This is a genomic window from Gordonia westfalica, assembly GCF_900105725.1.
Lineage (GTDB): Bacteria > Actinomycetota > Actinomycetes > Mycobacteriales > Mycobacteriaceae > Gordonia > Gordonia westfalica.
On sequence record NZ_FNLM01000034.1, the window covers coordinates 2,189,219 to 2,213,616 of the forward strand.

Below are 24,398 nucleotides of genomic sequence, written 5' to 3' on the forward strand. Positions count from 1 at the left end.
ACGTCGGGACCGGTGACTACCCTGAGCATCATGCCCTCGCTGACCAAAGGCCAGAACGGCCCGCTGTCGACCTCCCAGATCGTCCTCACCGTCGACCTCGCGACCGCCGCCGACGTGTCGGCACTGCTCGTGACCGACCGCGGCGTCGTGCGCACCGACGACGACTTCGTGTTCTACAACCAGCCCAAGGGTCCGGGGGTCGAGCTGCAGCAGGCACCCAACGGACCCGCGCGACTGCACATCTCGACCAACCAGGTCCCGGCGGACATCGACGCCATCCGCGCCGTCATCACGCTCGACGACACGAACTCCACCTTCGGCCGGTTCGCGCCGCCGGTCGCGCGTGTCACCGACGCCGGCGGCCGCGAGCTCTACGACTACACGGTCACGGGACTCACCACGGAATCCGTCGTGATCGCCCTCGAGGTGTACCGACGCAACCAGGATTGGAAGGTGCGCGCCGTCGGGCAGGGTTATGCCGGCGGGTTCGCCGACCTCGTCCGTGATCACGGCGTGAGCGTCGACGAGGAGCCGACTCCCGCACCTGCCCAGGCGGCACCGGCCTACTCGCGACCCGCGGCACCTCCGGCTCCCCCAGCACCTCCGGCGCAGCCTGCGGCGCCCACGCCATCTCCGGTTCCGCCGCGGACGCCGGAGATCAGCCTCAGCAAGGATCGTCCGGTCAGCCTCACGAAGGGCCAGAAGGTCACCCTGCGCAAGGAGGGTGGCGTCAAGCTGACCGACATCCGCATGGGACTCGGTTGGGACCCGGTGCGCGGAGGATTCGGTCGCGGCGGATCGATCGACCTCGACGCGTCGGTCCTGATGTTCTCCGGCGGCAAATGCGTCGAGACCGTGTACTACGGCCACCTCAACAGCAAGGACCGTTCGATCCTGCACTCGGGAGACAACCTGACCGGCGAGGGTGAGGGCGATGACGAGGTCATCCGCGTTGCGCTGCAGTCGGTTCCGGCCCGCGTCGATGCGCTGATGTTCATCGTCACCTCGTACCGCGGCCACACCTTCGAGAAGATCGAGAACGCCTACTGCCGTCTCGTCGACGAGACGACATCCGCCGAACTCGCCCGCTACACCCTCAAGGGCGGGATGCCGTTCACCGCCGTCGCGATGGCGGTCATCGGTCGCGACGGCGATGAGTGGAAACTACGGGCGATCGGCGAGGGATTCGACGCCAAGACGCCCAAGAAGGCGCTCGCACACGTGGGCAAGTACCTGTAGACGAGTATCGCAGCTCAGATCACGCCGTGCAGCGGTGGGTCCTCACCACGCAGAAGCCAGCGGCCGATGTGCTGGTACTTCCACCGGACGGGGTCGTGCAGCGTGTGCGTCCGGGCGTCGCGCCAGAAACGGTCCAGCCCGGTTCCGGCTGCGGCACTACGGGTTCCGCTGACCTCGAAGAGTGCCGACGCCACCGGGGTCGCCACCCGGTCGGCCACCGCCTTGGCACGCGCGACCGCGATCGACGCCGCGGCGACGAGTTCACGGCGCGGCGCTCCCGCGGAGTCGTCGACGGCCTCGTCGACCGCGCGTCCCGCTGCGGCGAGCATCGCCTCGGCGGTCGCGACATCCACCTCGAGCTCGCCGAAACGCTGGACCACCAGCGGATCGTCGACCGCGCGGTCCACACCCGCCTCGAACCACGGGCGGGCCTTGGTCCGCACGAACTCGACGGCCTCGGTCAGCGCGCCGCGGGCGATACCCGTGTCGATCGCGACGTGCAGCAGCTGCGCATACGCGCCGTACGCGGTCGGCGCTGCAGTCGCCGACGCACGGGCCACGAGGTCGGCAGCCGCGACCTCGACGCCCGAGAACCGGACGGTTCCCGAGCCGGTGGTCCGCTGCCCCACCGCATCCCAGTCGTCGATGAGCTCGACACCCGGTGAGTCCGCGGGAATGAACGCCACGTACTCGCCCGGTGCGAGGTCGCCGGTCGCCGCGTCGAGCTTCGCCAGCACGGCGAGCGTGTGCGCGAACAGCGATCCCGTGCAGTAGAACTTCTCACCGTCGAGCACGAACCGGCCGGCGTCGCCGTCGACCGGGGTCAGACGGGTCGAGATGTCCGCAATGGTCTTCCCGCCCCGCTCCGACTGGGCGTTGGCCACCCGGCCACCGGCCAGCACGTCGGTGAAGATCCGCTCCTGCAACGCTTCTCCCGCGGAGAGGCGCACCAGGTTGAGATAGACGAAGTGGCTGTGCGGGATCTGCGCGATGCTCGGATCGGCGGCGGCGAGGATCGCGACGACCTCCGCCAGCACGCTCGGCGGCACGTCGAGGCCGCCGAACCGTGCGGGCACCGTCAGCGCGAGAAGACCCGACGCCGACAGGCGATCGATCTCGGCGAACGGCAGCCGACGGTCACGGTCGCGCTCGACGGCACCGGCCGCGAACGTCGCAGCGAGTTCCCGTGCGACGGAGAGAGCTTCGGCCGTCGACCGGATCCGGCTTGCCGATTCGGGTCGGGCCTGACTCACAGCCGTCACAGAACTGCTGCGGGGGTCTGCGATTCCTCGAGTTCACGCACGAGCGGGAGCACCTTCTCGCCGAAGTACTCGATCTCCTCCTGGAAGTGCAGGAAGCCACCGAGGATGAGGTCGACGCCGAGACGCTTGTAGGCGACGATGCGCTCCGCGATCTGCTCAGGGGTACCGATCAGCTGCGTCTTGAAGCCGTCGTTGTACTGGACGAGATCGGTGAACGTCGAGTCCGCCCACATGCCCTTCTTGTCACCCGTCGAGTTGCCGGCCTGCTGCACGGCGCCCCGGAAGCCCTCCACCGCAGGACGATTCGCCTTCTCGACGATCTCGCGCAGGGTGTCGCGGGCTTCCTTCTCGGTGTCGCGGGCGATGATGAAGCCGTTCAGGCCGAACTTCACCGAACGGTTGTGTGCCTCCGCGACGGCGCGCAGGTCGTCGATCTGTTCGGTGACGCCGTCGAAGTCCTTGCCGTTGGAGAAGTACCAGTCGGCGAAGCGGCCGCCGTTGCTGCGGGCCGCGGTGGAGTTGCCACCCTGGAAGAGCTCCGGGTTCGGGCGCTCCGGGGTGTTGAGCGGCTTGGGCTTCAGCGTGAAGTCGTGGATGCGGTAGAAGTCGCCGCGGTAGTCGACGTTGTCCTCCGTCCAGATCTTGCGGATCACCTCGAGGAACTCGCCGCTGCGGCGGTAGCGCTCGTCGTGCTCGAGCCACGGCTCGCCCAGGTGGGTGAACTCGTCCTTGAACCAGCCGCTGACCACGTTGATGGCGAAACGGCCCTTGGACAGGTGGTCGGCGGTGGCGCCGAGCTTGGCGAGCACCGCCGGGTGCCACAGGCCCGGATGCACGGCGGCGATGACCTTCAGCCGCTGAGTAGCGAGCAGCAGCGCGAGGCTGAAGCTCGTCGACTCGTGCTGGTATTCGGCGCCGTAGCTGGCCTCGTAGCGGACCTGCGAGAGCGCGTACTCGAAGCCGTTGTTCTCGGCGGTCTGGGCGAGCTTGATGTTGTAGTCGTAGCCCCAGTCGGTGCGCTGCTCGATGGTGCTGGTGACCAGACCGCCACTGACGTTGGGCACCCAGTAGGCGAACTTGATCTGGTCCGCGATGGATTCGGTGGACATGGCGTTACCTCCGCAGGTGGATTCTCAGGTGGAGCGTGGATCGATCAGGACGATGCGGCCTGCAGGCGCGGCAGGAACGCGGTGCGAACCTCTTCGCTCGGACGTGCATCGGCCGGGTCGAGCAGGCCGCGTCGGGCCAGCGCCGGTCGGACGCCCTCACCGAAGTGGTAGGCCTCCTCGAGGTGCGGGTAACCGGACAGGATGAAGTGGTCGAGCCCGAGGGCCGCGTACTCGCCGATGAGCTCCGCGACCTCGTCGTAGGAACCGACGAGCGCAGTGCCCGCACCGCCGCGCACCAGGCCGACGCCGGACCACACGCCCGGGTGGATCTCCAGTGAACGCGGGTCGGTCGAACCCTCGAATCCTGCTCCGCGGCCGTGCAGCTCGGACATACGACGCTGCCCCTCGGACTCCGACTGTGCGAGGTTCCGCTGGGCGGCGGCGACCTGTGCGGGATCGAGATTGTGGAGCAGACGTTCGGCCTCCGCCCACGCCTGCTGGGAGGTCTCACGGGCGATGACGTGGAACCGGATCCCGTGGTCGAGGGTCCGGCCCTGCGCGGCGGCGAGTCCGTTGATCCAGGCGATCTTCTCCGAGACCGCCTCCGGACGCTCACCCCAGGTCAGGTAGGTGTCGGCGTACTTGGCGGCCACATCACCGGCAGCCGGCGACGATCCGCCGAAGTAGACCGGCGGGGTCGGGTTCGGGCGACGGCCGAGAAGCGCGTTCTCGACGCGCAGGTGCTTGCCGACGAAGTCGACGGGCTCCTCCTCGGTCCACAGGCGGCGGATGATCTCCAGGTACTCACCGCAGCGCTCGTAGCGTGCGTCCTTGGCCAGGAAGTCGCCGAACGCGCGCTGCTCACTCGACTCGCCACCGGTGACGACGTTGATCAGCAGGCGGCCCTCCGAATGCCACTGGAACGTCGACGACATCTGGGCGGCGAGCAGCGGCGAGATGAGTCCGGGACGGAAGGCGATCAGGAACTTCAGGCTTTCCGTCGCATCGATCAGTGCGGCGGTGGTCAGCCATGCGTCCTCACACCACAGCCCTGCCGGGGTCAGGACCGCCTCGAAGCCGTTGATCTCGGCCGCGCCCGCGAGTTGCTTGAGGTAGCGAAGGTCGGCCGGCCGGTCCCCGTTCATCTGGCTGCCGTGCCCGCCCGCGATCAGATTGCGGGAGTCACCGTAGGTGGGCAGGAACCAGTTGAAATGCAGAGACACCGCGAAGGCACCTTTCGTCGTGAGCGTCGAGGGTGGAGCGGCACGCGCGATCGGCGACGCAGACCGAGAGCCCGCGCTGCGACACACAGTGCGACCACAAGTGTCGGGCACCGGCGAGACACGAGGCCACAGTTGAAATCTCCGTGACGCCAAGTGGACAACGGTCGACACCGTTCGGTAGTGGACTCGTTCCTGCAGGTCTCAGGCAGGACTTCGATCGCGCCCTACTCAGATGGACGCCACTGCCCCATACCCAGGAAGACCATCACCAGCTGCCGCTCGGTGCGCTCGACGATCTCCTTCTCGGCTCCGCGTCCGCGGTACTCGCCGTCGAGCAGATCGGCGACCGCGGTGAGCATGATCGTGACGATGAGCTCCGCGGCGATCTCGAGGTCCTCCGGCTGCCACGGGGCGAGATCCGGGATCCGGGCCAGGTCGATCGTCAGTTCCTTGGAGAAGAGCCGGAGTTCGGTGTCGATGGCGCGCCGGATCTCCGCGATCCCGCCGTGCTGCTCGCGGATGAGGAAACGGAACTGCGATTCGTTCTCGCGGACGTGACGCAACAGGATGTCGAGCGAGTTCTTCGCGGTCGGCATCGCCTGCCGTGCCGCGAGATCACGCCGGCCTTCACGGAGTGCACGACGCAGGACCCGCATCGAGTCCTCGACGACGGTGACCCCGAGGTCCTCCATCGACGCGAAGTGCCGATAGAAGGCCGTGGGCACGATGCCCGCACCACGAGCCACCTCGCGCAGGCTGATGCTGCCGAAGCTGCGTTCCCCGACCAGGGATCTCGTGGTGTCGAGGAGCGCCTGGCGTGTCTGGTTCTTCTTGTCCGCACGCGTCTGCGCATCGCGCTGGTTCGAACTCCGCGTGCGTGTCACATGGCCGAGTGTATTCGCCACACCCCCTCGGCCGGGCCGCGACCTCCCGACGATCGTGACGGCCGTCACATGGGTTTCGGCTTGACGATCCGGGGCGCCGTCGTGTCACACTCGTTTGTGTACACCTGTACACCGAAATCATGCGAACGGAGCCCAGTCCATGAGCATTCGCACGCCCCAGAACCCGACTCCGGGTACCACCGCCGGCAGCCCCGGCCGCTGGAACCGCCTGGTCGGATCGATCGTCGAGGCAGCATTGTCGCCGCATCCGGTCGACCGGTACCTCGAACTCCTCGACCCGATGCTCACCTGGCGCGACCTGCGCGGCGAGATCGTCCGGGTCGACCACCCGACGCCTCGCACTGTGCGTCTCGCCATCCGCCCGACCCGTCAGTGGCAAGGCCATCGAGCCGGACAGTTCGTGCAGGTCAGCGTCGTCATCGACGGTGTTCGGCACGCCAGGTGCTTCTCCCCGGCCAACGCCGCCGTCGGCCGCGACGGCGACATCGAGCTCACCGTCACCGTCAACGACGACGGCCTCGTCTCCAAGCATCTCGCCGCACACGCGCGGGTGGGGGACGTCGTCGGACTGTCCCAGGCCGACGGCGACTTCGTCCTGCCCGAGACCGACCCGACGTCGGCCGTCTTCATCAGTGGGGGCAGCGGCGTTACACCTGTGCTCTCAATGATGAGGACGCTTGTGGCCCGAGGGTACGCCGGTCCGATCACTTTCGTGCACTACGCACGCACGGCGTCGGACGTTGCGTACCGCGACGAGCTCGCCGCGCTGGCGGGTGAGCACCCCAACGTCGACCTGCGGATTCACCACACCCGAGAGGACCGAGACGGCCACTTCACGGCCGCTCACCTCGACGACATCCCCGGTCTGGCCGCCGCCGACGTCTTCGTCTGCGGACCGCGGGCCCTGATGGATGCCGTCGCCGACGTACACGCCGATCTCGGTATCTCGGAGCCGCTGCACAGCGAGGCGTTCACCCTGGCCGTGCCGACGGTCGCCGACCCCGACTCGGTCGAGGGCGAAGTGACGTTCTCGCGATCTCGCACCACCGCGACCAACGACGGCCGCCCGATCCTCGACCAGGCCGAGGCCGCGGGGCTCACCCCGGAATCCGGCTGCCGCATGGGGATCTGCTTCTCCTGCACCGCCGTCAAGAAGTCGGGGTGCACCCGGAACGTGTTGACCGGCGAGACCGACACCGAGTCCGACACACAGATCCAGCTCTGCATCAACGCCCCGGTCGGTTCCGTCGACATCGAGATCTGAACGTCCGAACCGCCCGCTTCCCATTCACCGTTCCACCTCTCCTATCCACCAGGAGGCACACCATGACCATCGACATCACCCGGGACGACGCCCCTACGACGATCCCGGACAACCTGCCGGCCATCCCCACCGAGCACGACCCCAACACCGTCGTGCTGTCCTACGAACAGGTCGAGTCCCTCGGCCGCGATCTCGACGAGCTGCGCGCACGCATCGTCGCCGACCTCGGCCAGAAGGACCGCGACTATCTGTACTCGGTCATCCGCGCCCAGCGCGGCTTCGAGATCGGCGGCCGCGCGCTGATGTACCTCGGATTCTTCCCGCCGGCGTGGATCGCCGCCGTCGGCGCACTCTCCGTGTCGAAGATCCTCGACAACATGGAGATCGGCCACAACGTCATGCACGGTCAGTACGACTGGATGCGTGAGGACACCTACAACTCCCGCGAATTCGAGTGGGACACCGTGTGTCCGGCCGATCAGTGGAAGCACAGCCACAACTACCTGCACCACACGTTCACCAACATCATCGGCGAGGACCGCGACATCGGTTACGGCATCCTGCGGATGGCGCGTGACCAGAAGTGGAATCCCTACTACCTGGGCAACCTCGGCTACGCGACCGCCCTCATGCTCCTGTTCGAGTGGGGCGTCATGCTCCATGACCTCGAGGCGGAGAACGTGATCCAGGGCAAGCGCAAGTGGAACGACATCAAGGGCCTGGTGAAAGGCATGTGGCGCAAGGCCGGTCGACAGGTCCTCAAGGACTACGTCGTCTTCCCGGCGCTGACGGGCCCGCTGTTCGTCTCGACCCTCGTCGGCAACGCCACCGCCAACCTGGTGCGCAACGTGTGGACGTACTCGATCATCTTCTGCGGTCACTTCCCCACCGGAGCACAGACTTTCACCTCGGAGGAATGCCAGAACGAGACCCGCGGTCAGTGGTACCTGCGGCAGATGCTGGGTTCGGCCAACATCACCGGAAGCCCGCTGTTCCACATCATGAGCGGCAACCTGTCCCACCAGATCGAACATCACCTGTTCCCGGACATCCCCGCCAGCCGATACCCGTCGATGTCGGCCGAGGTCCAGGAGATCTGCGAGCGCTACGGACTGCCGTACAACACCGGCTCGTTCAGCCACCAGCTGGCGTCGACCTGGAAGAAGATCGCCAAACTGTCGCTGCCCAACTGGATGACCCGCGACGACGACGACCTGACCGTGATCGTCGAGCGCGAGAAGCCCGCGTCCGTCGCCTGAGCCGCGGGGTCGTGAAGATCGTTTGACCGGCTGGTCCCGGGGGTAGCCTCGGGACCAGCCGCGTTCTACAGGCGCGCGCGGACACTTGCACGCGGGGACAGCACCCTTCAGAGCCCAGGGGATCACAGATGGTCGACAGCATCGAACGGAACAAGGACTTCATGCAGGAACTGATCGAGTCCACAGCCACGCACGTGGGTCGCATCGCGACCATCATCACCGGCGCCGTTGCCGGGGTGACCCGCGAAATCGGTGAGATCGTCACCGACGGGTTCGAGATGCGGGAGGCCGCACGCAAGGCCCGCGACGACGAGCGTTTCCGGGAGAGGGAGTACGGAATCGTCGACGCCGAGTTCGCTTACGCCGAGGCCATCCACGATGCCGATCTGTCCGAGCCGTTCTCCGAGTCCGAACAGGCACGAGAAGTGACAGGAGTCGACATGGACCAGATCCCCGACCGCATCGACGTCGGCGAACAGGCCGGCATCGATCAGGAGGGCGAGATCTCGCGAGAGGCCGAACTCCCCAACGACGGCGGTGTCACCGACCAGGACGAACCCGACGTCGACGACCCGCGGGAGATCGCTGCCGAGGAGCCGCGGATCGCGCCTGACACCGATCACTTGTGAGACCACGCTCACCCTCTTGCGATCTGGGTGGATACAACCTTTGCCAAAGTCCGGACTCACCCGTAGCTTGGTCGTGGTTTTCCTAGTTCATGGAGGTTCTGTCGATGTCGGTGCGTGAGGTTCTCACCTTTCCCAACCCCGTGAACGACTACGCGGCCCGCACGACCGCCGGCCTGGTCGTCGTCCTGGCGATCATCGCGGTCGCGGTCGACAACCCAATTCTGTACGGCGTCCTCGCGCTCGGCTTCGCGCTGCGCGTGGCGTCGGGCCCGACGCTCTCCCCGTTCGGACAGCTCTCGGTGAAGTTCATCGTCCCGAAGATCGTCCGCAAGGAGAAGCTCGTCCCGGGTCCGCCGAAGCGTTTCGCCCAGACCATCGGACTGGTGGTCAGCGGTGCGGCGTTCGTCCTGAGCCTGCTCGGGTTCGGACTGGCCGCCCAGATCACCGCGGGCATCCTGATCGTCGCTGCGACGCTCGAGTCGGTGTTCGGATTCTGCCTCGGCTGCACCATCTTCGGCTTCCTGCAGCGCGCCGGCATCATCCCCGAGTCGGTCTGCGAGGCCTGCAACAACATCTCGCTGCGGAATCCCGCAGCCGTCTAGCTCCACAAACCCACCCTTTTTCGGCAAGATCACCACCCGCGCGGGTGGTGATTTTGCCGAAAAAGGGTGGGTTTACCACTGGACCCCGGAGCTTGCGGAGGGCGTCCCTACTCGCTCCCTGAGGAGCCCGGAGCTTGCGGAGGGCGTCCCTACTCGCTCCCTGAGGAGCCCGGAGCTTGCGGAGGGCGTCCCTACTCGCTCCCTGAGGAGCCCGGAGCTTGCGGAGGGCGTCTCGAAGGGTTAGTCGGATTTCACCGCGCGGTCCGGCACGGTCATCGCCATCATCATGATCTCGGTCTCGCTGTAGTCCCGGCCGGGGTGTTCGGACGCCAGATGGGCCTGGACCTTGGGGACGAAGTCGTCTTCGAGGGCGGTGATGGACTCGCCACAGGGGCAACGCAGGTTGTATGCCATGCGTCACATCCTATCGGGCCGGACGATCAGTCCAGGATTCCGAGGGCGATCCCGTCGAGGATGTCGTGTTCGCTGACGACGAGTTCGGTGATGCCCGCGCGTTCGGACAGCACCTTCGCCAGTTCGAGGGTGACCAGCGATCCCCCGCCGATGACGTCGACGCGACCGGGATGCATCGGGCCGAGTGCCGCGCGGTCGGCGCGGGACATGTGGATGAGGTCCCAGCACACGCGGTCCAGGTCGGGCAGCGAGATGCGCGAGAGATGGATCTTCTCGGAGTCGTACTCGGTGAGCCCGGCGCCGAGCGCGGCGAGCGTCGTCATCGTCCCGGCGACGCCGACCCACGTGCGGGCCGGCTCCACCGGCACCCGCGCGAAGGCCTCGGCCAAACGCTCCGCGGCGAACGCCTGTGCGGCGGCGATCTCCTCAGCGGTCGGCGGGTCTGACGGCAGAGTCCGTTCAGTCAGACGTACGCACCCGATGTCCGCGGAGTAGGCGGCGTGGACACCGTCGGTGTCACCGAGGACCACCTCGGTCGACCCGCCGCCGAGGTCGGTGACCACAAAAGGTCCACTGGCAGGGTCCAATTCGCCGACCGCACCGCGGAACGACAGCCGCGCTTCCTCATCGCCCGAGATGACCTCGGCGATCGCACCGTCGGAGACACAACCCAGCAGATCTGCGGTCATCGCGAAGAACTCGTCGCGGTTCGACGCGTCTCGCGTCGCCGACGTCGCGACCATCCGGACCTTCTCGACTCCCAGCGATTCCATCGTCTCGACGTAGTCGGCCAGCGCGACGCGGGTGCGTTCGATCGACTCCGGCGCGAACTGTCCCGTCGCGTCGACGCCGTAACCCAGTCGTACGACCCGCATTTCGCGATGCAGGTCGATGAGCCGTCCATCGGAACCCGGTCGGGCGACGAGGAGGCGGATCGAGTTGGTTCCGCAGTCGACGGCACCGACGACCGTCACGCGTCGTCTCCGGCGGAGTCGGCGGGCGGGCGGACGTCCGGCCAGTCGTCGGGAATCGCGGTGCCCCGCAAGCCGTTTGCGGCGGCAAGAGCCACCGCTTCATCGCCGAGTGGGTTGAGTCCCGGCCCCTTGGCGAGGGAGTGGGCGATCAGCACGTGGAGGCACTTCACCCGGTCGGGCATGCCGCCGCCGGTGAAGTCGGTGCCCAGCGACTCGAGAGCGTCGCGTTCGGCCAGATAGTCCTCGTGCGCGCGACGGTAGGCGGCCGCCAGCTCGGGGTCGGACGCCAGTCGGGCCGTCATCCCCTTCATGACACCGGCCGATTCCTGCCGGCTCGCCTCGGCCGTGAGCCGGGGATCGGTCAGGTAGTACAGCGTCGGGAACGGCGTACCGTCGGGCAGCCGCGGCGCGGTCTTCACGACGGCCGGCTGACCGTCGGGAGTGCGGTAGCTGATCTCGAGGACCCCGCGCGGTTCACGTCCCAGCTGGGCCGCGACGGTGGCGAGATCGGTTTCTGACACGCTCACGATCTCTGACCTCACTGCGCGGCGGGCGGGGTGGACAGGGTGTCCCACAGGTTGCCGTACCAAGGGGCACGAGCGCGCTCTTCGGCGCGTTCGGCGGCCTCGCGGCGGGCCTCGTCGGCGGGGAACAACATCACGAGCGGGATCTCTCCTGGCTTGACGAACTGCAGACGCGTCCGCGCCTGGGCTTCGATGTAGGCGGGGTCGTTCTGCTCGTTGACCTTCTGCTGGTAATCGGCGACCTCGCGTCGTAGCTGTTCGTTCGACGCGGTGAGCTGGCGGAACTCCGAGCGCTGACTGAAGTAGGTGCGCAGCGGCATCGCCAGCGTGAGGGCCACGACGCAGACCACGACGACGGTGATCACGAGCGTCGCGACCGTCGCCGGGGTCATCTCGAACCGGCGCAGACGAGCGCCCAGTCCGGATCGCATCCGACCACGGGACGGGCTGGGCCGGGTGCGCGCGGTGGCACCGCCACCCGATGAGGCTGCGGTGTCGGCGCCGTCCTGACCCTCGGGGGTCGTGTCGACGGCGTCGTCGGTGATCAGCTCCTGCTCACCGGTCTCGACGACCGAGACCGGTGGAGCAGGTCGAGCGGGCCGGCCGGACCGACCGTGCCGACGCGTGCGACGGGCGTCGCGTGCGCGCGGATCGACCTTCCGGTCACGCGCACGCTGACGCCCGTCACCGCGGTGACGTCGATCAGAAGCCATGAAGACAGCTAATCACGAACCAAACGAGAAACGCGGGAAGGCGAGGTCGCCCGCGTAGCGTGCCGCGTCGCCCAGACCCTCTTCGATGCGCAGCAGCTGGTTGTACTTGGCGACGCGCTCGGAACGAGCGGGCGCGCCGGTCTTGATCTGGCCGCAGCTGCAGGCGACGGCCAGGTCGGCGATGGTGGTGTCCTCGGTCTCACCCGACCGGTGGCTCATCATCGACTTGTAGCCGTTGTTGTGAGCGAGGGCGACGGCGTCGAGGGTCTCGGTCAGCGTGCCGATCTGGTTGACCTTCACCAGCAGCGCGTTGGCGATGCCCTTGGAGATGCCCTCTTCGAGGCGCTCGGGGTTGGTGACGAACAGGTCGTCGCCGACGAGCTGCACCTTGTCACCGATCGACTCGGTCAGCTTGGCCCAACCGGCCCAGTCGTCCTCGGACAGACCGTCCTCGATCGAGACGATCGGGTAGTCGGCGATGAGCTTCTCGTAGAACGACACCATGTCGTCGGCGCCGAGCTCCTTGCCCTCGAGCTTGTACGCGCCGTTGGAGTAGAACTCGGTCGACGCGGCGTCGAGCGCGATGACGACGTCGCGGCCGAAGTTGTAGCCGGCCTTGCCGACGGCCTCACCGATCACGGCGATCGCGGCCTCGGTGTTCGGCAGGTCGGGGGCGAAGCCGCCCTCGTCGCCGAGCGCGGTGTTCAGGCCCTGCTTGTGCAGCACCGACTTGAGCGCGTGGTAGACCTCGGCGCCGCAGCGGAGGGCTTCCTTGAAGGTGGGAGCACCGACCGGAGCGATCATGAACTCCTGGAAGTCGATGCCGTTGTCGGCGTGCTCACCACCGTTGATGATGTTCATCATCGGGACCGGCAGGATGTGGGCGTTGGGGCCGCCGATGTAGCGGAACAGGGGCAGACCGGCCGACTCGGCCGCGCCCTTCGCCACCGCGAGCGACACACCGAGCAGCGCGTTGGCGCCGATGCGGCTCTTGTCGGGGGTTCCGTCGCAGTCCAGCAGAGCCTGGTCGACGAGACGCTGTTCCTCGGCCTCGATGCCGATCACCGCGGGTGCCAGCTCGCCGAGCACGCCCTCGACGGCCTTGGTGACGCCCTTGCCCAGGTACCGCTCGCCACCGTCACGCAGCTCGACGGCCTCGTGTTCGCCGGTGGAAGCGCCCGACGGAACGGCAGCGCGGGTGAAGGTGCCGTCGTCCAGGACGACCTCGACCTCGACCGTCGGGTTTCCCCGCGAATCGAGAATCTCGCGCGCACCTACCTGCTCGATGATTGCCACGGCTGAACCCCAATCTCGGTGGACGTGCCGGCTGTGATGCCGGTCGGTGACTCAAAGACTAGTGGCTCCATCCACGGTGCACGAGACAAGGTCTCGTGCTAGAGCGCGTAACCGCGCGGATCGCGGCCCGGAACCGGACATCGACAGAGTCAGAATCGAACGTTGATGGAGTACGCGTTCGCGTGATCGCGCACGTCGAGGACGTATGCCATCGAGTTGTTGTACCGGCGGATCGCCTTCTCCCAGCCCTCCGCCACGGTCATGTCGTTGCCCGACGAGACGCACAGGTAGCGGGCGGCGGAGAGCGCCGCGTCGTCGATGTTGTCCGGGTCGGGAACGCCGTCGCCGCTGGCGTCGACGCCGTAGCGCTTCCACGTCTCGGGGATGAACTGGAACGGCCCCATGGCGCGGTCGTGGGTGGAGTCGCCGTCGAGGCTGCCGCCGTCGGTGTCCCGGATCTCCATGTTGCCCTTGGTGCCGTCGAGCTGGACCCCACGGATCGGCGGGCTGACGTCGCCGTTGGCGGCGACACTGGAACCCCGGTAGTGCCCGTGTTTGCTCTCGACACCGGCGATCCCGGCGAGGGTCGTCCACGCGATGCCGCATTCCGGGTGCTGCTGCCGCTGGATCTCGGCGGCGTTTCCGTAGGCCTGCAGGGACACGACCGGAATGCCGGTCGACTTCGAGATGGGTTCGGCCCATTCGCGCATCTTGTCGGCGGTACGGCCCGGGGAGTTGATGTCGATGTAGGGCTGCGGCACTCCTGCCCCGGGCGGGATGCCCTCGGGGATGTCGGGCCTGTTCAGCGACGGGAGGTCGATGCATGCGGAGAGCAGCACCGACGATGCGATCGCCACGCCACCTGCCACGAGCCCGCTCTTCCACGAGCGACGATCACGCCCCCGACCCAACACACGCATTCCCCGTTCCGCTCCTGTCCGAAAATCCGTGGCGAGCCGATGCCCGCCCGAGCGACCACGATCGCACATGCCGCGGCCTGCACCCCTCCGCAACACACACCGGCACCCCTCAGCGGGACACACGCCACGTGGTCACAAGGGACAACTGTCGGCGGACGCGTTCGGTTCCCGACGGTGGGTCGTCGACGCCTACCCGGTCCTGCCCACCGTGCGGAATCCGATGTTGCTCGCGGTCGAGTTCGGGGTGTTCGACGACCGTGCGGCCACCCGGTAGCGGTTGCAGTACGAGTCGTGGCAGAGATGACTGCCGCCGCGCAGCACGCGCCGGGTGCCGCGTGGCGGTCCCGTCGGGTCGAGGGTTTCGGAGGTCCGGTAGTACCGCGCGCTGAATCTATCGGCGCACCACTCCCACACGTTGCCCACACACTGGTAGAGGCCGTACCCGTTGGGCTCGAAGGCCCGCACGTCGACGGTGCCGACCGCACCCTCCGGGCGGTCCGGGAACTCACCGCGGAAGATGTTGCAGCGCGGCTCTTCCGGACCGGGGTGGGTGTCACCCCAGGGATAGCGGGCGCCGTGCAGGCCACCGCGCGCGGCGTGTTCCCACTCCGCCTCGCTGGGCAACGCTCTCCCCACCCAGTCGCAGTACGCGAGCGCGTCGTCGTGGCTGACATGCACGACGGGATGGGAGTCCTTGCCGGTCAGGTCGCTGCCGGGTCCCGAGGGTTGTCGCCACGACGCCCCGGGTATCGCGAGCCACCACGGGGTTTGGGGGAGGGACTCCCCGGGAGCGGTCGCGTAGCCGTGAAACACCGCGGAGATGCCGGCTCGTTCGGCATCGGAGACGTAGCCGGTCGTCTCGACGAAAGCCGCGAAGGCGGCGTTCGTGACGGCCGTGACGTCCACCGAGAACGCATCGAGTTCGACGTCGTGGACCGGGACCTCGCCGTCGGTGCGGTAACCCTCGTCATGCGCGTCGCCCATCGAGAACCGGCCGGCGGGGACGTCGACTGTCTCGATCCCGTGTGTTCCCTCCCCGGCCGGACGCCGACTCCCGGGGTCAGTGACCGAGGGTTCTGGACCAGGCGGGTGGCAGCAACTCACCCCTCCATGATGCCCCGGTCCATCAGCGCACCGAGGACCAGCGAGGCGAGCCGGTCGATGTCGGCTCCGGTGGTGTCGAAGCGCAGATCCGGGTGTTCCGGGCTCTCGTACGGTGCGTCGATGCCGGTCAGACCGCGCAGTTCGCCGCGCCGGGCGCGTTCGTACAGGCCCTTGGGATCGCGACGCTCGCATTCGCTGACCGGGGTCGAGACGTGCACCTCGATGAACTCGAGGTCGGCGGCGCGGTGCAGTTCCCGCGCGATCTCGCGGTCCGAACGCAGCGGGGACACCATCGACGCGATGGAGATGACCCCGGCGTCGGCGAACAGACGCGCCACATGGCCCACGCGGCGGATGTTCTCGGCACGGTCGCCGGCCGAGAAGCCGAGATCGTCGGAGATGCCGTGCCGGATGTTGTCGCCGTCGAGGAGATAGGCGACGCGCCCGCGGCTGACGATGGCGCGTTCGAGCGCCACCGCCACGGTGGACTTGCCGGACGCCGGTAAACCGGTGAGCCACACCGTCGCTCCGCGCTGACCGGTGTGCGCCCAGCGTTCGGCGCGCGCCAGCGAATTCGGATGCCACTTGATGTCGTTGCGCGTCGCTTTTCCGGGGATGACCTCGCGCGGTTCGAGGATCGTCCCGGCGCCGACGGTGTCGTTGGACGCCTCGTCGATGAGGATGAAGGCACCGGTGTCGCGGTTGTCCTGGTACGGGTCGGCCGGCACCACCGACGACGTCCGGAGCGTGATGGTGCCGATGTCGTTGAGCGCCAACTCACTCGGCCCGACGTGCTCGATCAGCGTGTCGGGATCGAGCCGTCGTTCGAGGGACCCGACGGTGGCTCGCACCGTCGACGGTCCGTGCTTGAGCGCGACGCGGTCACCCGCACGCAGTGGTGTCGACGACAGCCAGCACACGTGGGCGTCGATCTCGCGGGCCAGTACCGGTACGTGTGCGCCCTCGGCGCCGCTGACGACGATGTCGCCGCGCCCGATGTCGATGTCGTCGGCGATCTGGATCGCGACCGAGAGCGGCGCGACCGCAACCTTTCTCGACTCGTCGAGGGTGTCGAGGGAGGTGACCGTGGACCGACTGCCCGAGGGCAGCACGACGATCTCGTCACCCACCTGCAGCGTTCCCGACGCCAACCGGCCGGTGTAGGTGCGCCGGTGTCTCTCACTCGGACGCGAGACCCATTGGATCGGCAGCCGCAGTTCCTCGGCAACCGGTGCGGGCGCGTGTAATTCGACGTTCTCGAGATAATCGAGGAGCGTGGGCCCCTCGTACCAGGGCGTACTCGGGGAACGATGTACGACGTTGTCGCCGTGCTTCGCGGCGACCGGGACCGCGATGATCTCGTCGATGCCGAGTTGCACGGCGAGTTCGGCCAGGTCGGCGCGGATCTCGTCGAACCGGTGCTGCGAGAAGTCGACCAGGTCGATCTTGTTGACCGCCGCGACCACATGCGGGACACCGACCAGGGTCGCGATGCGCGCGTGGCGTCGGGTCTGGCGGAGCAGGCCGTGCCGGGCGTCGACGAGCAGCACCGCGACGTGGGCGTTCGACGCCCCGGTGAACATGTTGCGGGTGTAGCGCTCGTGGCCGGGAGTGTCGGCGAGGACGTAACTGCGTGTGGGCGTGGAGAAGAACCGGTACGCGACGTCGATCGTGATGCCCTGCTCCCGCTCGGCACGCAGCCCGTCGGAGAGCGCGGCGAGGTCGACGTCACCGTCACCGTCGGTGACCGCCTCGAGGTGGTCGGTGGGCAGGCTGCCGGTGTCGTGCAGGATGCGGCCGATCAGCGTCGACTTGCCGTCGTCGACGCTGCCCGCGGTCGCGATGCGGAGGAACTGCCTTGTCGCGGTAGCGGCTCCGGGACCGGTATCGACCGATTGCGGAGAGGTGATGGTCATCAGAAATACCCTTCGCGCTTGCGGTCTTCCATGGCGGCGCTCGACGTGCGGTCGTCGGCGCGGGTCTCACCGCGTTCGGAGACCGTCGACTCGCTGATCTCGGCGATGATCTCGGTGATCGTGGTCGCCCGCGAGCGGACCGCGCCGGTGATCGTCAGATCCCCGACCGTGCGGTAGCGCACCCACTCGGTGGTGACCTCTTCGCCGTCGCGGGGCTGCGAGAACTCCGAGACCGAGAGCAGGATGCCGTCCCGCTCGAAAACCTCACGCTCACCGGCGAAGTAGATCGGGGGCAGTTCGAGGTTCTCGAGTTCGATGTAGCGCCAGATGTCGGTCTCGGTCCAGTTCGACAGCGGGAACACGCGCACGGACTCACCGCGTCGGATGCGCCCGTTGTACAACGACCACGGCTCGGGACGCTGCGCGCGCGGGTCCCACTGGCCGAACTCGTCCCGGAAGCTGAAGATGCGCTCCTTCGCGCGGGCCCGTTCCTCGTCGCGCCGGGCACCGCCGAAAGCGGCGTCGAATCCGCCCTTCTCGAGCGCGTCGAGCAGCGTGCGGGTCTGCAGCCGGTTGCGCGAACCCGACGGGTCCGTGGACTCGGCGACGCGACCGGTGTCGATGGACTCCTGGACCGACGCCACGATCAGTTCGATGCCGTCCGGGTTGTCGGCACCGGGCGCCACCCGGCGATCACGGAACTCGATGACCTCGGAGAAGTTGTGTCCGGTGTCGACGTGCATGATCGGGAAGGGCAACGGCGCCGGCCGGAATGCCTTCTCCGCCAGACGGAGGAGGACGATCGAGTCCTTGCCGCCGGAGAACAGCAGTACCGGGCGCTCGAGCTCGGCCACCACCTCGCGGATGATGTGCACCGACTCGGCTTCCAGAACTCTGATCGCGGTGACGTGATCGATGTCGTCGGTTGTCTTCTCGGCTGTCGTCACAGCGGATATCCGTTCCGTTCGGCGTCTTCTCGGTAACGCTGGGCCCATTCCTTGGACCGCGAGTCGGACTGCGGCTTCAACGGTGGCGGCGGCGCCAGGGCCGGGTCCTGGCCGATCTTCTCGAGAACCCGTGCGGCCGCCTTGGTGGGATCGTTCACCAGGTCGCGGAACCCGATGTCGAGCGGCTCGATGCCCTCCTCGGCAAACCAGTTGCGCCACTGGCGTTCCTGTTCGAGAAGGATGCCGGCGAGATGCGCGATCCCCGCGGCGTGGTACACCGCGACGTCGTCCCCGCTCCCCTCGTCCCCGTCGGATCCGTCGTTGCGCCACACGCGGGTCTGCACCGCGCGCCACATCGAAACCGCCTGCGGCACCACGTCATCGCGGTAGACGTGGACGTAGAGCGGGTCGGCGCCGTCGAAGATCCACCGGATCGCGGTTCGCAACGATCCCGAACCCGCGCGGCTTCGCGCGATCAGCAGTGGCGTCTGGTTCCACATGAGCTTCCCGCCCCACACCCCGTTGTCGCTGCTCCCGGCGTCGAGGACGTCGGCGCGCCAGGTGTCGGCGTCGCGCACGTCGACGGTGCCGGGGTCGATCGGGTCGAGGAGTTCGAGGATCGTCGGGTCGGTGACACCGGCGAACCACTCACGCGGTTGCGGCGCCTGCGACGAGGAGGCGAAGTACTGGAAGAACTCCTCCGGCGTGCCCGCGACACCGGTCGCCGACAGCGACTCGACGAGGAGGGTGCTGCCGCTGCGCTGGCTCGCGCACACCAGATAGTTCGACGGCCCCACCGCGGGCGTTGCTGACATGAACGATGAGTCTAACGATCCGAAAACCCCTCGCAACCTGGGGTTTTAGGCGCACGGCGGCGAAAAACCTTGACACCTGGTGGGTGTCGTGAGTGTCCGGTGACCGCCGCGGTTCTCGGTTCAGCGGGTTCCCGAGGTGATGTCGCCGGCCAGCTCGCGTCGCGACCCCTGCGGACGGCGGGACGGCAACGCCTCCTCCCGCGGTTCCACCTGCGCCGCCTTGGCGTGGAAGGCGTCCATGAAGCGCTGGGCGATGGCGGTGCCGGTGGCCTCGTCGGGTAGCTCGTCCCCCGTCTCGGCGCGCCACGCGGCGAGTGTCGCGGCGAAGGCGGCACGCACCTCTGCATACGACGGGTCCTCGGCGACATTGTTGCGCTCATACGGATCGGAACGCAGGTCGTAGAGTTCGACCCTCGGCCGGTCCTGTTGTATCGCTTCGGAATCCAGCGAGCGCGCGGACAGGCTGTCGGCGATGTCGAGCGGCAACAGCAGTGCCGGCCGGGCCGCGAGGTTCTCGATGTAGCTGAAGTCCTTGGTGCGCACGGCCCGGATCGGGTCGAAGGCGTCGTGATAGGTCTTCTCGGTGAACACCCGGGTCCGCACGGCCGCGGCCGGGTCCCCGGCAGGCCTCGAGGTGGGCGGTTCGACGAGTGCCGACGCGTGGGAGTCGCCGTCCACGTCGTCGGGGATCTCGACCCCGAGCAGGTCCAGCAGGGTCGGGGTCAGGTCGACACCGGAGAACAGGTCGTCGTAGACCTGCGGTTCGATGCCGCGCCGGGTCGGCGGCCGCACGATCAGCGCGACGCCGGTCCCTTCGGCGTAGAGGGTCGACTTGGCCCGCGGGAACGCCAGTCCGTGGTCGGTGATGAAGACGATCCACGTCGAGGAGTCCAGCCCGAGCTCGGCGACGGTGTCGAGCAGCCGGCCGACCGCGGCGTCGGCCTTGGTGATGGACCCGTGCAGACCCGCGAGGTCGTCACGGACGTCGTCGGTGTCGGGCAGGAATCCCGGGACGGCGATGCCGCTGGTGTCGGACGGTTTGTATTCGTCCGCCGGGTACGGCCGATGGGTCTCGAAGAAGCCTGCGGTCAGGAAAAAGGGCCGATCCTCCCCGGCGTGGCGTCGAAGCCAGTCCCGGGACTGTTCCACCACGTAGTCGCAGCGCGAGTCCGAGACGTCCACCGAGTCGAAGCCGAGGCGCTGTGGGTCCGCGCTCTCGTGCTGCATCCCGAACAGCGCCGACCGGTACCCCGCGTCGGAGAGAAGCGACGGCAGCGTCCGCACATCCGAGAAGTACTCGAACCCGTGGTGGGCCAGCCCGACGAGTCCGTTGCGGTGGGGGTAGCGGCCGGTGAAGAGCGATCCGCGCGCCGGCGAGCACAGCGGGGCGGTCGAGTGGGCGTCGGCGAATCGGATGCCGTCCGCGGCCAGTTGATCGAGGGTCGGCGATTCGACGCCGTCCGCGCCGTAACACGTCAGGTGGCGCCCCAGGTCGTGCCAGTGGATCAGGATGACGTTCTCGCGTGCCATTCCCCCATGATGACGCAGCTCGACGGACGCGCCGGCGCCGCAGCTCTACCCGATTCCGACATACCGCCCACGGCACCGGCGGACGAATTGAAATCACTGTGCGCCGAACAACGCTGATCACGCCCCCGAGGCCCGAATCCGATCCGCGAGTGGGGAGATGTGCCCTATGCGATCGCCCCTCGGCGGTCTACCGTCGCTATGGCTAGCCTCACCAACCGCAGATCGCCGACAGGCGCCGAGGAGATGGACGACCGGTGATCGATCACATATCGGCACTCGCCGCGAGCGGAGTTCACGTGCTGGCCGCCGACGGGCCGTCGATCGGGACCCAGATGTTCGGGAGCGCCCTCATCGGTCTCCGCGAAGGACTCGAAACCGGGATCGTGGTCATGGTCCTGGTCGCCTTCGTCGTCAAGACCGACCGCCGCGACGCCCTGAAATGGATCTGGGCGGGCGTGGGCGCAGCGGTCGCCATGACCCTCGCGGTGTTCCTCGTGATCCACTTCGGCACGTCGACGATGACGCCGCTGGCGGCCGAGACCATTGCCGGCGTGGCCTCGCTGGTGGCGGTCGCGATCGTGACGTTCATGGTGCTCTGGATGAGCGAGGCCGCGTCCCACATCTCCGCCGACCTCAAGAGCGGGATGTCGAAGGCCCTCCTCGCAGGCGGTGCGTCGGTGTTGGGTCTGGCGTTTCTCGCGGTCGGCCGCGAGGGATTCGAGACCGCGCTGCTGATGGTCGGCTATGCCGAGAGTGTGTCGGGCGGCCTGTGGCCGCTGATCGGACTCGTGATCGGCATCCTGGCCGCGATCGCGCTGACGGTGCTGATCTACCGCGGGGCGATCCGGATGAACCTCTCGGTGTTCTTCACCTATACAGGCCTGTTCCTGATCGTCGTGGCCGCCGGAATCCTCACCTACGGAATCCGCGCGCTGCAGACGATCGGTTGGCTGCCCGGCCTCGACAACATCGCCTTCGACGTCTCCGGTACCTACGACGCCTCGTCCTGGTACGGCACCGTCCTCGGCGGCATCTTCAACGTGCGCCCGGATCCGACGGTCCTGCAGGTGATCGCCTGGATGGTCTACGTGGTCGTCGTGACCACGATCTTCTTCCGTCGACAGCGCGCCGGCCATCGTGCGATCGCCGCCCGGAAGAGCGCAACCGCCGACGAGAGCTCCGCGCCCGCGGAGCCCACCCCCGAAAGGAATGCTCAGTGAACCGTAGAACCGTGGTGGCCGCCGGTGCGGCCGCGGTGGTGATCGCCCCCATCTTGTTGGCCGGCTGCACCGAGAAGTCCGACGCCGAGAATGCGATCGCCGTGACCTCGACCGCCGACGCCTGCGATCTCGCGACCACCGACGCGACGACCGGCAACGTCGACTTCGCGATCACCAACTCCGGCAACAAGGTCACCGAGTTCTACGTCTACGGCAACAACAACCGAGTCCTCGGCGAGGTCGAGAACATCGGTCCCGGACTGTCGGGGAACCTGACCGTCGAGATCGTCGAGCCGGGCACCTACACCGTGGCGTGCAAGCCGGGCATGGTCGGCACCGGTATCCGCACCGAGCTCACGGTCGGCGGTGAACGCAAGGAGAAGGCCGACGTCCCCGCCGACGTCACGGCCGCCAAGGCGCAGTACCTCGACTATGTGCGCAACCAGCTGAACACCCTGCACGCACAGACGACGTCCTTCGTCGACAACATCAAGAAGGGCGATCTCGACGCCGCGCGTGCGCAGTTCGGTCTCACCCGCACGCCGTACGAGCGGATCGAACCCGTCGCCGAGTCGTTCCCCGACCTCGACCCGGCCATCGACATGCGGTGGGACGACACCGAGGACGGCACCCAGCCGTTCACCGGCTTCCACCGCCTCGAGCGGTACCTGTGGCCGCCGCAGCCCGCCGAGATCGGCGACGCACCCGGCCAGATCACGCCGTCGGATGCCGCGAACGCCAAGGAGACCGACAATCCGCAGGCCATCGCCGAGATCGCCGACGGCCTGCTCGCCAACGTGACCAGGCTCCGCGACGAGGTCAACAAGCCCGACTTCGAGTTCGAGACGCTGTCGTTCGTCAAGGGCCCGCAGGCTCTCATCGACGAGGTCGCCGCCACCAAGGTCGACGGTGAAGAGGACCGGTACTCCCACACCGACCTGTGGGACATCGCGGCCAACCTCGACGGGTCGGAAACCGCGATCGCGACGATGCAGCCGATCATCGCCGCCAAGAACCAGGCGCTGATGGACAAGATCACCGCGCAGTTCACGACGGCGCGCGACGCGGTGAACTCCTACCGCGACGGTGACGGCTACGTGTCCTACACCGAGGTCACGCCCGAACAGCGTAAGGAACTGTCGAATCAGATCGACGCGCTGTCGGCCACGCTGTCCCAGGTACCGGGAATCGTGTTGCAGCAATGAGTGATCCGGTCCCCCGCCCCGACGACGCACAGCCCGCCGAACCCGAGAGGCGTACGACGCGACGTGGTCTGTCACGTCGTGCGATCCTCGGCGGGACCGGCGCCGGTCTGCTCGTCGCCGCGGGCGGGGTGGCCGTCGGCCGTGCCACGACCCCGGCACCGGCCGCCGACCATGTCGTCGAGTTCCGGGGTCCACGCCAGGCCGGGATCGTCACCGCCGCGCAGGATCGTCTGCATTTCGCGAGTTTCGACGTGGTCACCGACAACCGGGACGAACTCGTCTCCGTGCTGCGCCGATGGACCGAGGCGGCCGAACGCATGACCCGCGGCGAGGAGACCGAGCCCGACGGCGCCACCGGTCTCGGCGAGTACACACCGCCCGCCGACACCGGAGAAGCGTTGGGGCTGAGCGCTGCTCATCTCACCCTCACGATCGGCTTCGGTCCGGGACTGTTCGGCCCCAGCGCGTCGGCGCCCGACCGTCCCGACCGGTTCGGTCTCGCCGACCGTCGACCGCCGGCGCTCGTCGACCTGCCGATGTTCGCCGCGGAGAAGATCGACCCCGCACGGTCATACGGCGACATCTGCGTGCAGGCCTGCGCCGACGACCCGCAGGTCGCGGTGCACGCCATCCGAAATCTCGCCCGAATGGCGGTGGGCGTCATGGCGGTTCGCTGGTCGCAGCTGGGGTTCGGCCGGACGTCGTCGACGACGCAGTCCCAGGACACACCGCGAAACCTGTTCGGATTCAAGGACGGAACGGCGAACCTGCGCGCCGAGGACACCGACCTCCTCGACCGTTGGGTGTGGGTGCGCCCCGAGGACAACCCGGCGGCCGCCCAGTGGATGACCGGCGGCACCTATCTCGTCGCCCGCCGCATCCGGATGGACATCGAACCGTGGGACCGGGCCAACCTGTTCGAGCAGGAACACATCATCGGCCGCACCAAGCGCGCCGGCGCCCCACTGGGCAAGTCCGGCGAGTTCGATGACCCCGACTTCATGATCACCTCGGGTGGTACACCGATGATCCCGAAGAACTCGCATGTGCGGCTGGCACATCCGGACAACCTCGGCGGGGTGCGGATCCTGCGCCGCGGCTACAACTTCACCGACGGCTCCGACGGGTTCGGGCACCTCGACGCCGGACTGTTCTTCATCGCCTTCAACCGGGACACCGGCAAACAGTTCGTCCCGATGCAGCAGGTCCTGTCCCGTCAGGACGCCATGACCGAGTACCTGATCCCCAACGGCTCGGCGAACTTCGCGATCCCGCCGGGCCTGGAGCCCGGCGAATGGTGGGGGCAGCGGCTCTTCGAGTGAGTTCCC

Annotated in this window: 23 protein-coding genes; 8 read left to right on the forward strand and 15 right to left on the reverse strand. The window is 67.8% G+C overall.

All coding sequences use genetic code 11. The annotated features are described in order from the left end of the window. Positions 1-30: 30 nt before the first annotated feature. Positions 31-1,239 carry a TerD family protein gene (locus BLU62_RS15385; RefSeq protein WP_074850423.1) on the forward strand — a complete coding sequence of 403 codons (1,209 nt, stop codon included), beginning with the start codon at positions 31-33 and terminating at the stop codon, positions 1,237-1,239. Between the two features lie 14 nt (positions 1,240-1,253). On the opposite strand, the gene BLU62_RS15390 is transcribed toward BLU62_RS15385, so the two are convergent. From BLU62_RS15390 to BLU62_RS15405, 4 genes are all read right to left on the reverse strand, one after another. Further along, the gene (locus tag BLU62_RS15390; protein ID WP_074850425.1) at positions 1,254-2,501 is read right to left on the reverse strand and encodes an SfnB family sulfur acquisition oxidoreductase; all 1,248 of its coding nucleotides are present in this window, start codon (positions 2,499-2,501) and stop codon (positions 1,254-1,256) included. After that, the gene (gene sfnG, locus BLU62_RS15395; RefSeq protein WP_074850427.1) at positions 2,498-3,610 is read right to left on the reverse strand and encodes a dimethylsulfone monooxygenase SfnG; all 1,113 of its coding nucleotides are present in this window, start codon (positions 3,608-3,610) and stop codon (positions 2,498-2,500) included. The genes BLU62_RS15390 and sfnG overlap by 4 nt, the downstream gene beginning before the upstream one ends. A 44-nt stretch (positions 3,611-3,654) precedes the next feature. Continuing rightward, a complete protein-coding gene (locus BLU62_RS15400; protein WP_074850429.1) occupies positions 3,655-4,833 on the reverse strand; it encodes an LLM class flavin-dependent oxidoreductase in 1,179 nt (392 codons plus the stop codon). Positions 4,834-5,057: 224 nt separating this feature from the next. After that, on the reverse strand, positions 5,058-5,717 hold the full coding sequence (locus BLU62_RS15405) for a TetR family transcriptional regulator (RefSeq protein ID WP_099047856.1): 660 nt from the start codon (positions 5,715-5,717) through the stop codon (positions 5,058-5,060). Positions 5,718-5,877: 160 nt separating this feature from the next. Between BLU62_RS15405 and BLU62_RS15410 the strand changes: the two genes are divergently transcribed. The 4 genes from BLU62_RS15410 (at position 5,878) to BLU62_RS15425 (ending at position 9,492) form a co-directional block, all read left to right on the forward strand. Continuing rightward, positions 5,878-7,002 carry a ferredoxin reductase gene (locus BLU62_RS15410; RefSeq protein WP_074850431.1) on the forward strand — a complete coding sequence of 375 codons (1,125 nt, stop codon included), beginning with the start codon at positions 5,878-5,880 and terminating at the stop codon, positions 7,000-7,002. 62 nt (positions 7,003-7,064) lie between these two features. Then, on the forward strand, positions 7,065-8,261 hold the full coding sequence (locus BLU62_RS15415) for a fatty acid desaturase family protein (RefSeq protein ID WP_074850433.1): 1,197 nt from the start codon (positions 7,065-7,067) through the stop codon (positions 8,259-8,261). Positions 8,262-8,389: 128 nt separating this feature from the next. Further along, positions 8,390-8,890, forward strand: a complete 501-nt coding sequence (locus tag BLU62_RS33050) for a hypothetical protein (RefSeq protein ID WP_074850435.1) — start codon at positions 8,390-8,392, stop codon at positions 8,888-8,890. Positions 8,891-8,994: 104 nt separating this feature from the next. Next, positions 8,995-9,492 (forward strand): DUF4395 domain-containing protein, encoded by a 498-nt coding sequence (locus BLU62_RS15425; protein ID WP_074852927.1) that lies wholly within the window; start codon positions 8,995-8,997, stop codon positions 9,490-9,492. A gap of 240 nt (positions 9,493-9,732) precedes the next feature. Here BLU62_RS15425 and BLU62_RS33055 read toward each other — a convergent pair whose 3' ends face one another. The 11 genes from BLU62_RS33055 to BLU62_RS15475 all read right to left on the reverse strand — a co-directional run bounded on the left by BLU62_RS33055 (position 9,733) and on the right by BLU62_RS15475 (position 20,645). Continuing rightward, the gene (locus BLU62_RS33055; RefSeq protein ID WP_167544020.1) at positions 9,733-9,906 is read right to left on the reverse strand and encodes a hypothetical protein; all 174 of its coding nucleotides are present in this window, start codon (positions 9,904-9,906) and stop codon (positions 9,733-9,735) included. 26 nt (positions 9,907-9,932) lie between these two features. Next, a complete protein-coding gene (locus BLU62_RS15430) occupies positions 9,933-10,880 on the reverse strand; it encodes a Ppx/GppA phosphatase family protein (RefSeq protein WP_074850437.1) in 948 nt (315 codons plus the stop codon). After that, complete coding sequence (locus BLU62_RS15435; protein WP_074852928.1) at positions 10,877-11,407, reverse strand: DUF501 domain-containing protein; 531 nt, start codon at positions 11,405-11,407, stop codon at positions 10,877-10,879. The genes BLU62_RS15430 and BLU62_RS15435 overlap by 4 nt, the downstream gene beginning before the upstream one ends. Positions 11,408-11,418: 11 nt before the next feature. Then, on the reverse strand, positions 11,419-12,117 hold the full coding sequence (locus BLU62_RS15440; RefSeq protein WP_074850439.1) for a septum formation initiator family protein: 699 nt from the start codon (positions 12,115-12,117) through the stop codon (positions 11,419-11,421). A gap of 12 nt (positions 12,118-12,129) precedes the next feature. Beyond that, on the reverse strand, positions 12,130-13,413 hold the full coding sequence (gene eno / locus BLU62_RS15445; protein ID WP_074850441.1) for a phosphopyruvate hydratase: 1,284 nt from the start codon (positions 13,411-13,413) through the stop codon (positions 12,130-12,132). 149 nt (positions 13,414-13,562) lie between these two features. Beyond that, positions 13,563-14,333 carry a lytic transglycosylase domain-containing protein gene (locus BLU62_RS15450; protein ID WP_074850443.1) on the reverse strand — a complete coding sequence of 257 codons (771 nt, stop codon included), beginning with the start codon at positions 14,331-14,333 and terminating at the stop codon, positions 13,563-13,565. A 189-nt stretch (positions 14,334-14,522) separates the two neighbouring features. Next, a complete protein-coding gene (locus BLU62_RS15455) occupies positions 14,523-15,437 on the reverse strand; it encodes a formylglycine-generating enzyme family protein (protein WP_074850445.1) in 915 nt (304 codons plus the stop codon). Then, on the reverse strand, positions 15,434-17,353 hold the full coding sequence (gene cysC / locus BLU62_RS15460; protein ID WP_074850447.1) for an adenylyl-sulfate kinase: 1,920 nt from the start codon (positions 17,351-17,353) through the stop codon (positions 15,434-15,436). Before cysC ends, BLU62_RS15455 begins: the two co-directional genes overlap by 4 nt. Further along, entirely contained in the window at positions 17,353-18,348 is a 996-nt protein-coding gene (gene cysD, locus BLU62_RS15465) for a sulfate adenylyltransferase subunit CysD (RefSeq protein ID WP_375295762.1), read from the reverse strand. Before cysD ends, cysC begins: the two co-directional genes overlap by 1 nt. Continuing rightward, complete coding sequence (stf0, locus tag BLU62_RS15470; protein ID WP_074850449.1) at positions 18,297-19,115, reverse strand: trehalose 2-sulfotransferase; 819 nt, start codon at positions 19,113-19,115, stop codon at positions 18,297-18,299. Before stf0 ends, cysD begins: the two co-directional genes overlap by 52 nt. A gap of 120 nt (positions 19,116-19,235) precedes the next feature. Then, positions 19,236-20,645, reverse strand: coding sequence for a sulfatase family protein (locus BLU62_RS15475; protein WP_074850451.1), 1,410 nt, complete (start codon positions 20,643-20,645; stop codon positions 19,236-19,238). 257 nt (positions 20,646-20,902) lie between these two features. Here BLU62_RS15475 and efeU point away from each other — a divergent pair, with 257 nt between their 5' ends. From efeU to efeB, 3 genes are read left to right on the forward strand one after another with little or no spacing between them, the layout of a single operon-like run. Then, a complete protein-coding gene (efeU, locus tag BLU62_RS15480; protein ID WP_074852930.1) occupies positions 20,903-21,865 on the forward strand; it encodes an iron uptake transporter permease EfeU in 963 nt (320 codons plus the stop codon). Continuing rightward, positions 21,862-23,070, forward strand: coding sequence for an iron uptake system protein EfeO (efeO, locus tag BLU62_RS15485; protein WP_074850453.1), 1,209 nt, complete (start codon positions 21,862-21,864; stop codon positions 23,068-23,070). The genes efeU and efeO overlap by 4 nt, the downstream gene beginning before the upstream one ends. Continuing rightward, positions 23,067-24,392: an iron uptake transporter deferrochelatase/peroxidase subunit gene (gene efeB, locus BLU62_RS15490; RefSeq protein ID WP_074850455.1), complete on the forward strand. Its 1,326-nt coding sequence runs from the start codon at positions 23,067-23,069 to the stop codon at positions 24,390-24,392. Before efeO ends, efeB begins: the two co-directional genes overlap by 4 nt. Positions 24,393-24,398: the final 6 nt, after the last annotated feature.

Bases quoted from the DNA above. Each gene is read 5' to 3' on its own strand.
- cysC (WP_074850447.1), bottom strand. From the start codon at position 17,353: ATGACCATCACCTCTCCGCAATCGGTCGATACCGGTCCCGGAGCCGCT.
- BLU62_RS15450 (WP_074850443.1), bottom strand. From the start codon at position 14,333: ATGCGTGTGTTGGGTCGGGGGCGTGATCGTCGCTCGTGGAAGAGCGGG.
- BLU62_RS15385 (WP_074850423.1), top strand. From the start codon at position 31: ATGCCCTCGCTGACCAAAGGCCAGAACGGCCCGCTGTCGACCTCCCAG.
- cysD (WP_375295762.1), bottom strand. From the start codon at position 18,348: ATGGGCCCAGCGTTACCGAGAAGACGCCGAACGGAACGGATATCCGCT.
- BLU62_RS15415 (WP_074850433.1), top strand. From the start codon at position 7,065: ATGACCATCGACATCACCCGGGACGACGCCCCTACGACGATCCCGGAC.
- efeB (WP_074850455.1), top strand. From the start codon at position 23,067: ATGAGTGATCCGGTCCCCCGCCCCGACGACGCACAGCCCGCCGAACCC.
- sfnG (WP_074850427.1), bottom strand. From the start codon at position 3,610: ATGTCCACCGAATCCATCGCGGACCAGATCAAGTTCGCCTACTGGGTG.
- BLU62_RS33050 (WP_074850435.1), top strand. From the start codon at position 8,390: ATGGTCGACAGCATCGAACGGAACAAGGACTTCATGCAGGAACTGATC.
- stf0 (WP_074850449.1), bottom strand. From the start codon at position 19,115: ATGTCAGCAACGCCCGCGGTGGGGCCGTCGAACTATCTGGTGTGCGCG.
- BLU62_RS15410 (WP_074850431.1), top strand. From the start codon at position 5,878: ATGAGCATTCGCACGCCCCAGAACCCGACTCCGGGTACCACCGCCGGC.
- BLU62_RS15440 (WP_074850439.1), bottom strand. From the start codon at position 12,117: ATGGCTTCTGATCGACGTCACCGCGGTGACGGGCGTCAGCGTGCGCGT.
- BLU62_RS15425 (WP_074852927.1), top strand. From the start codon at position 8,995: ATGTCGGTGCGTGAGGTTCTCACCTTTCCCAACCCCGTGAACGACTAC.
- BLU62_RS33055 (WP_167544020.1), bottom strand. From the start codon at position 9,906: ATGGCATACAACCTGCGTTGCCCCTGTGGCGAGTCCATCACCGCCCTC.
- BLU62_RS15475 (WP_074850451.1), bottom strand. From the start codon at position 20,645: ATGGCACGCGAGAACGTCATCCTGATCCACTGGCACGACCTGGGGCGC.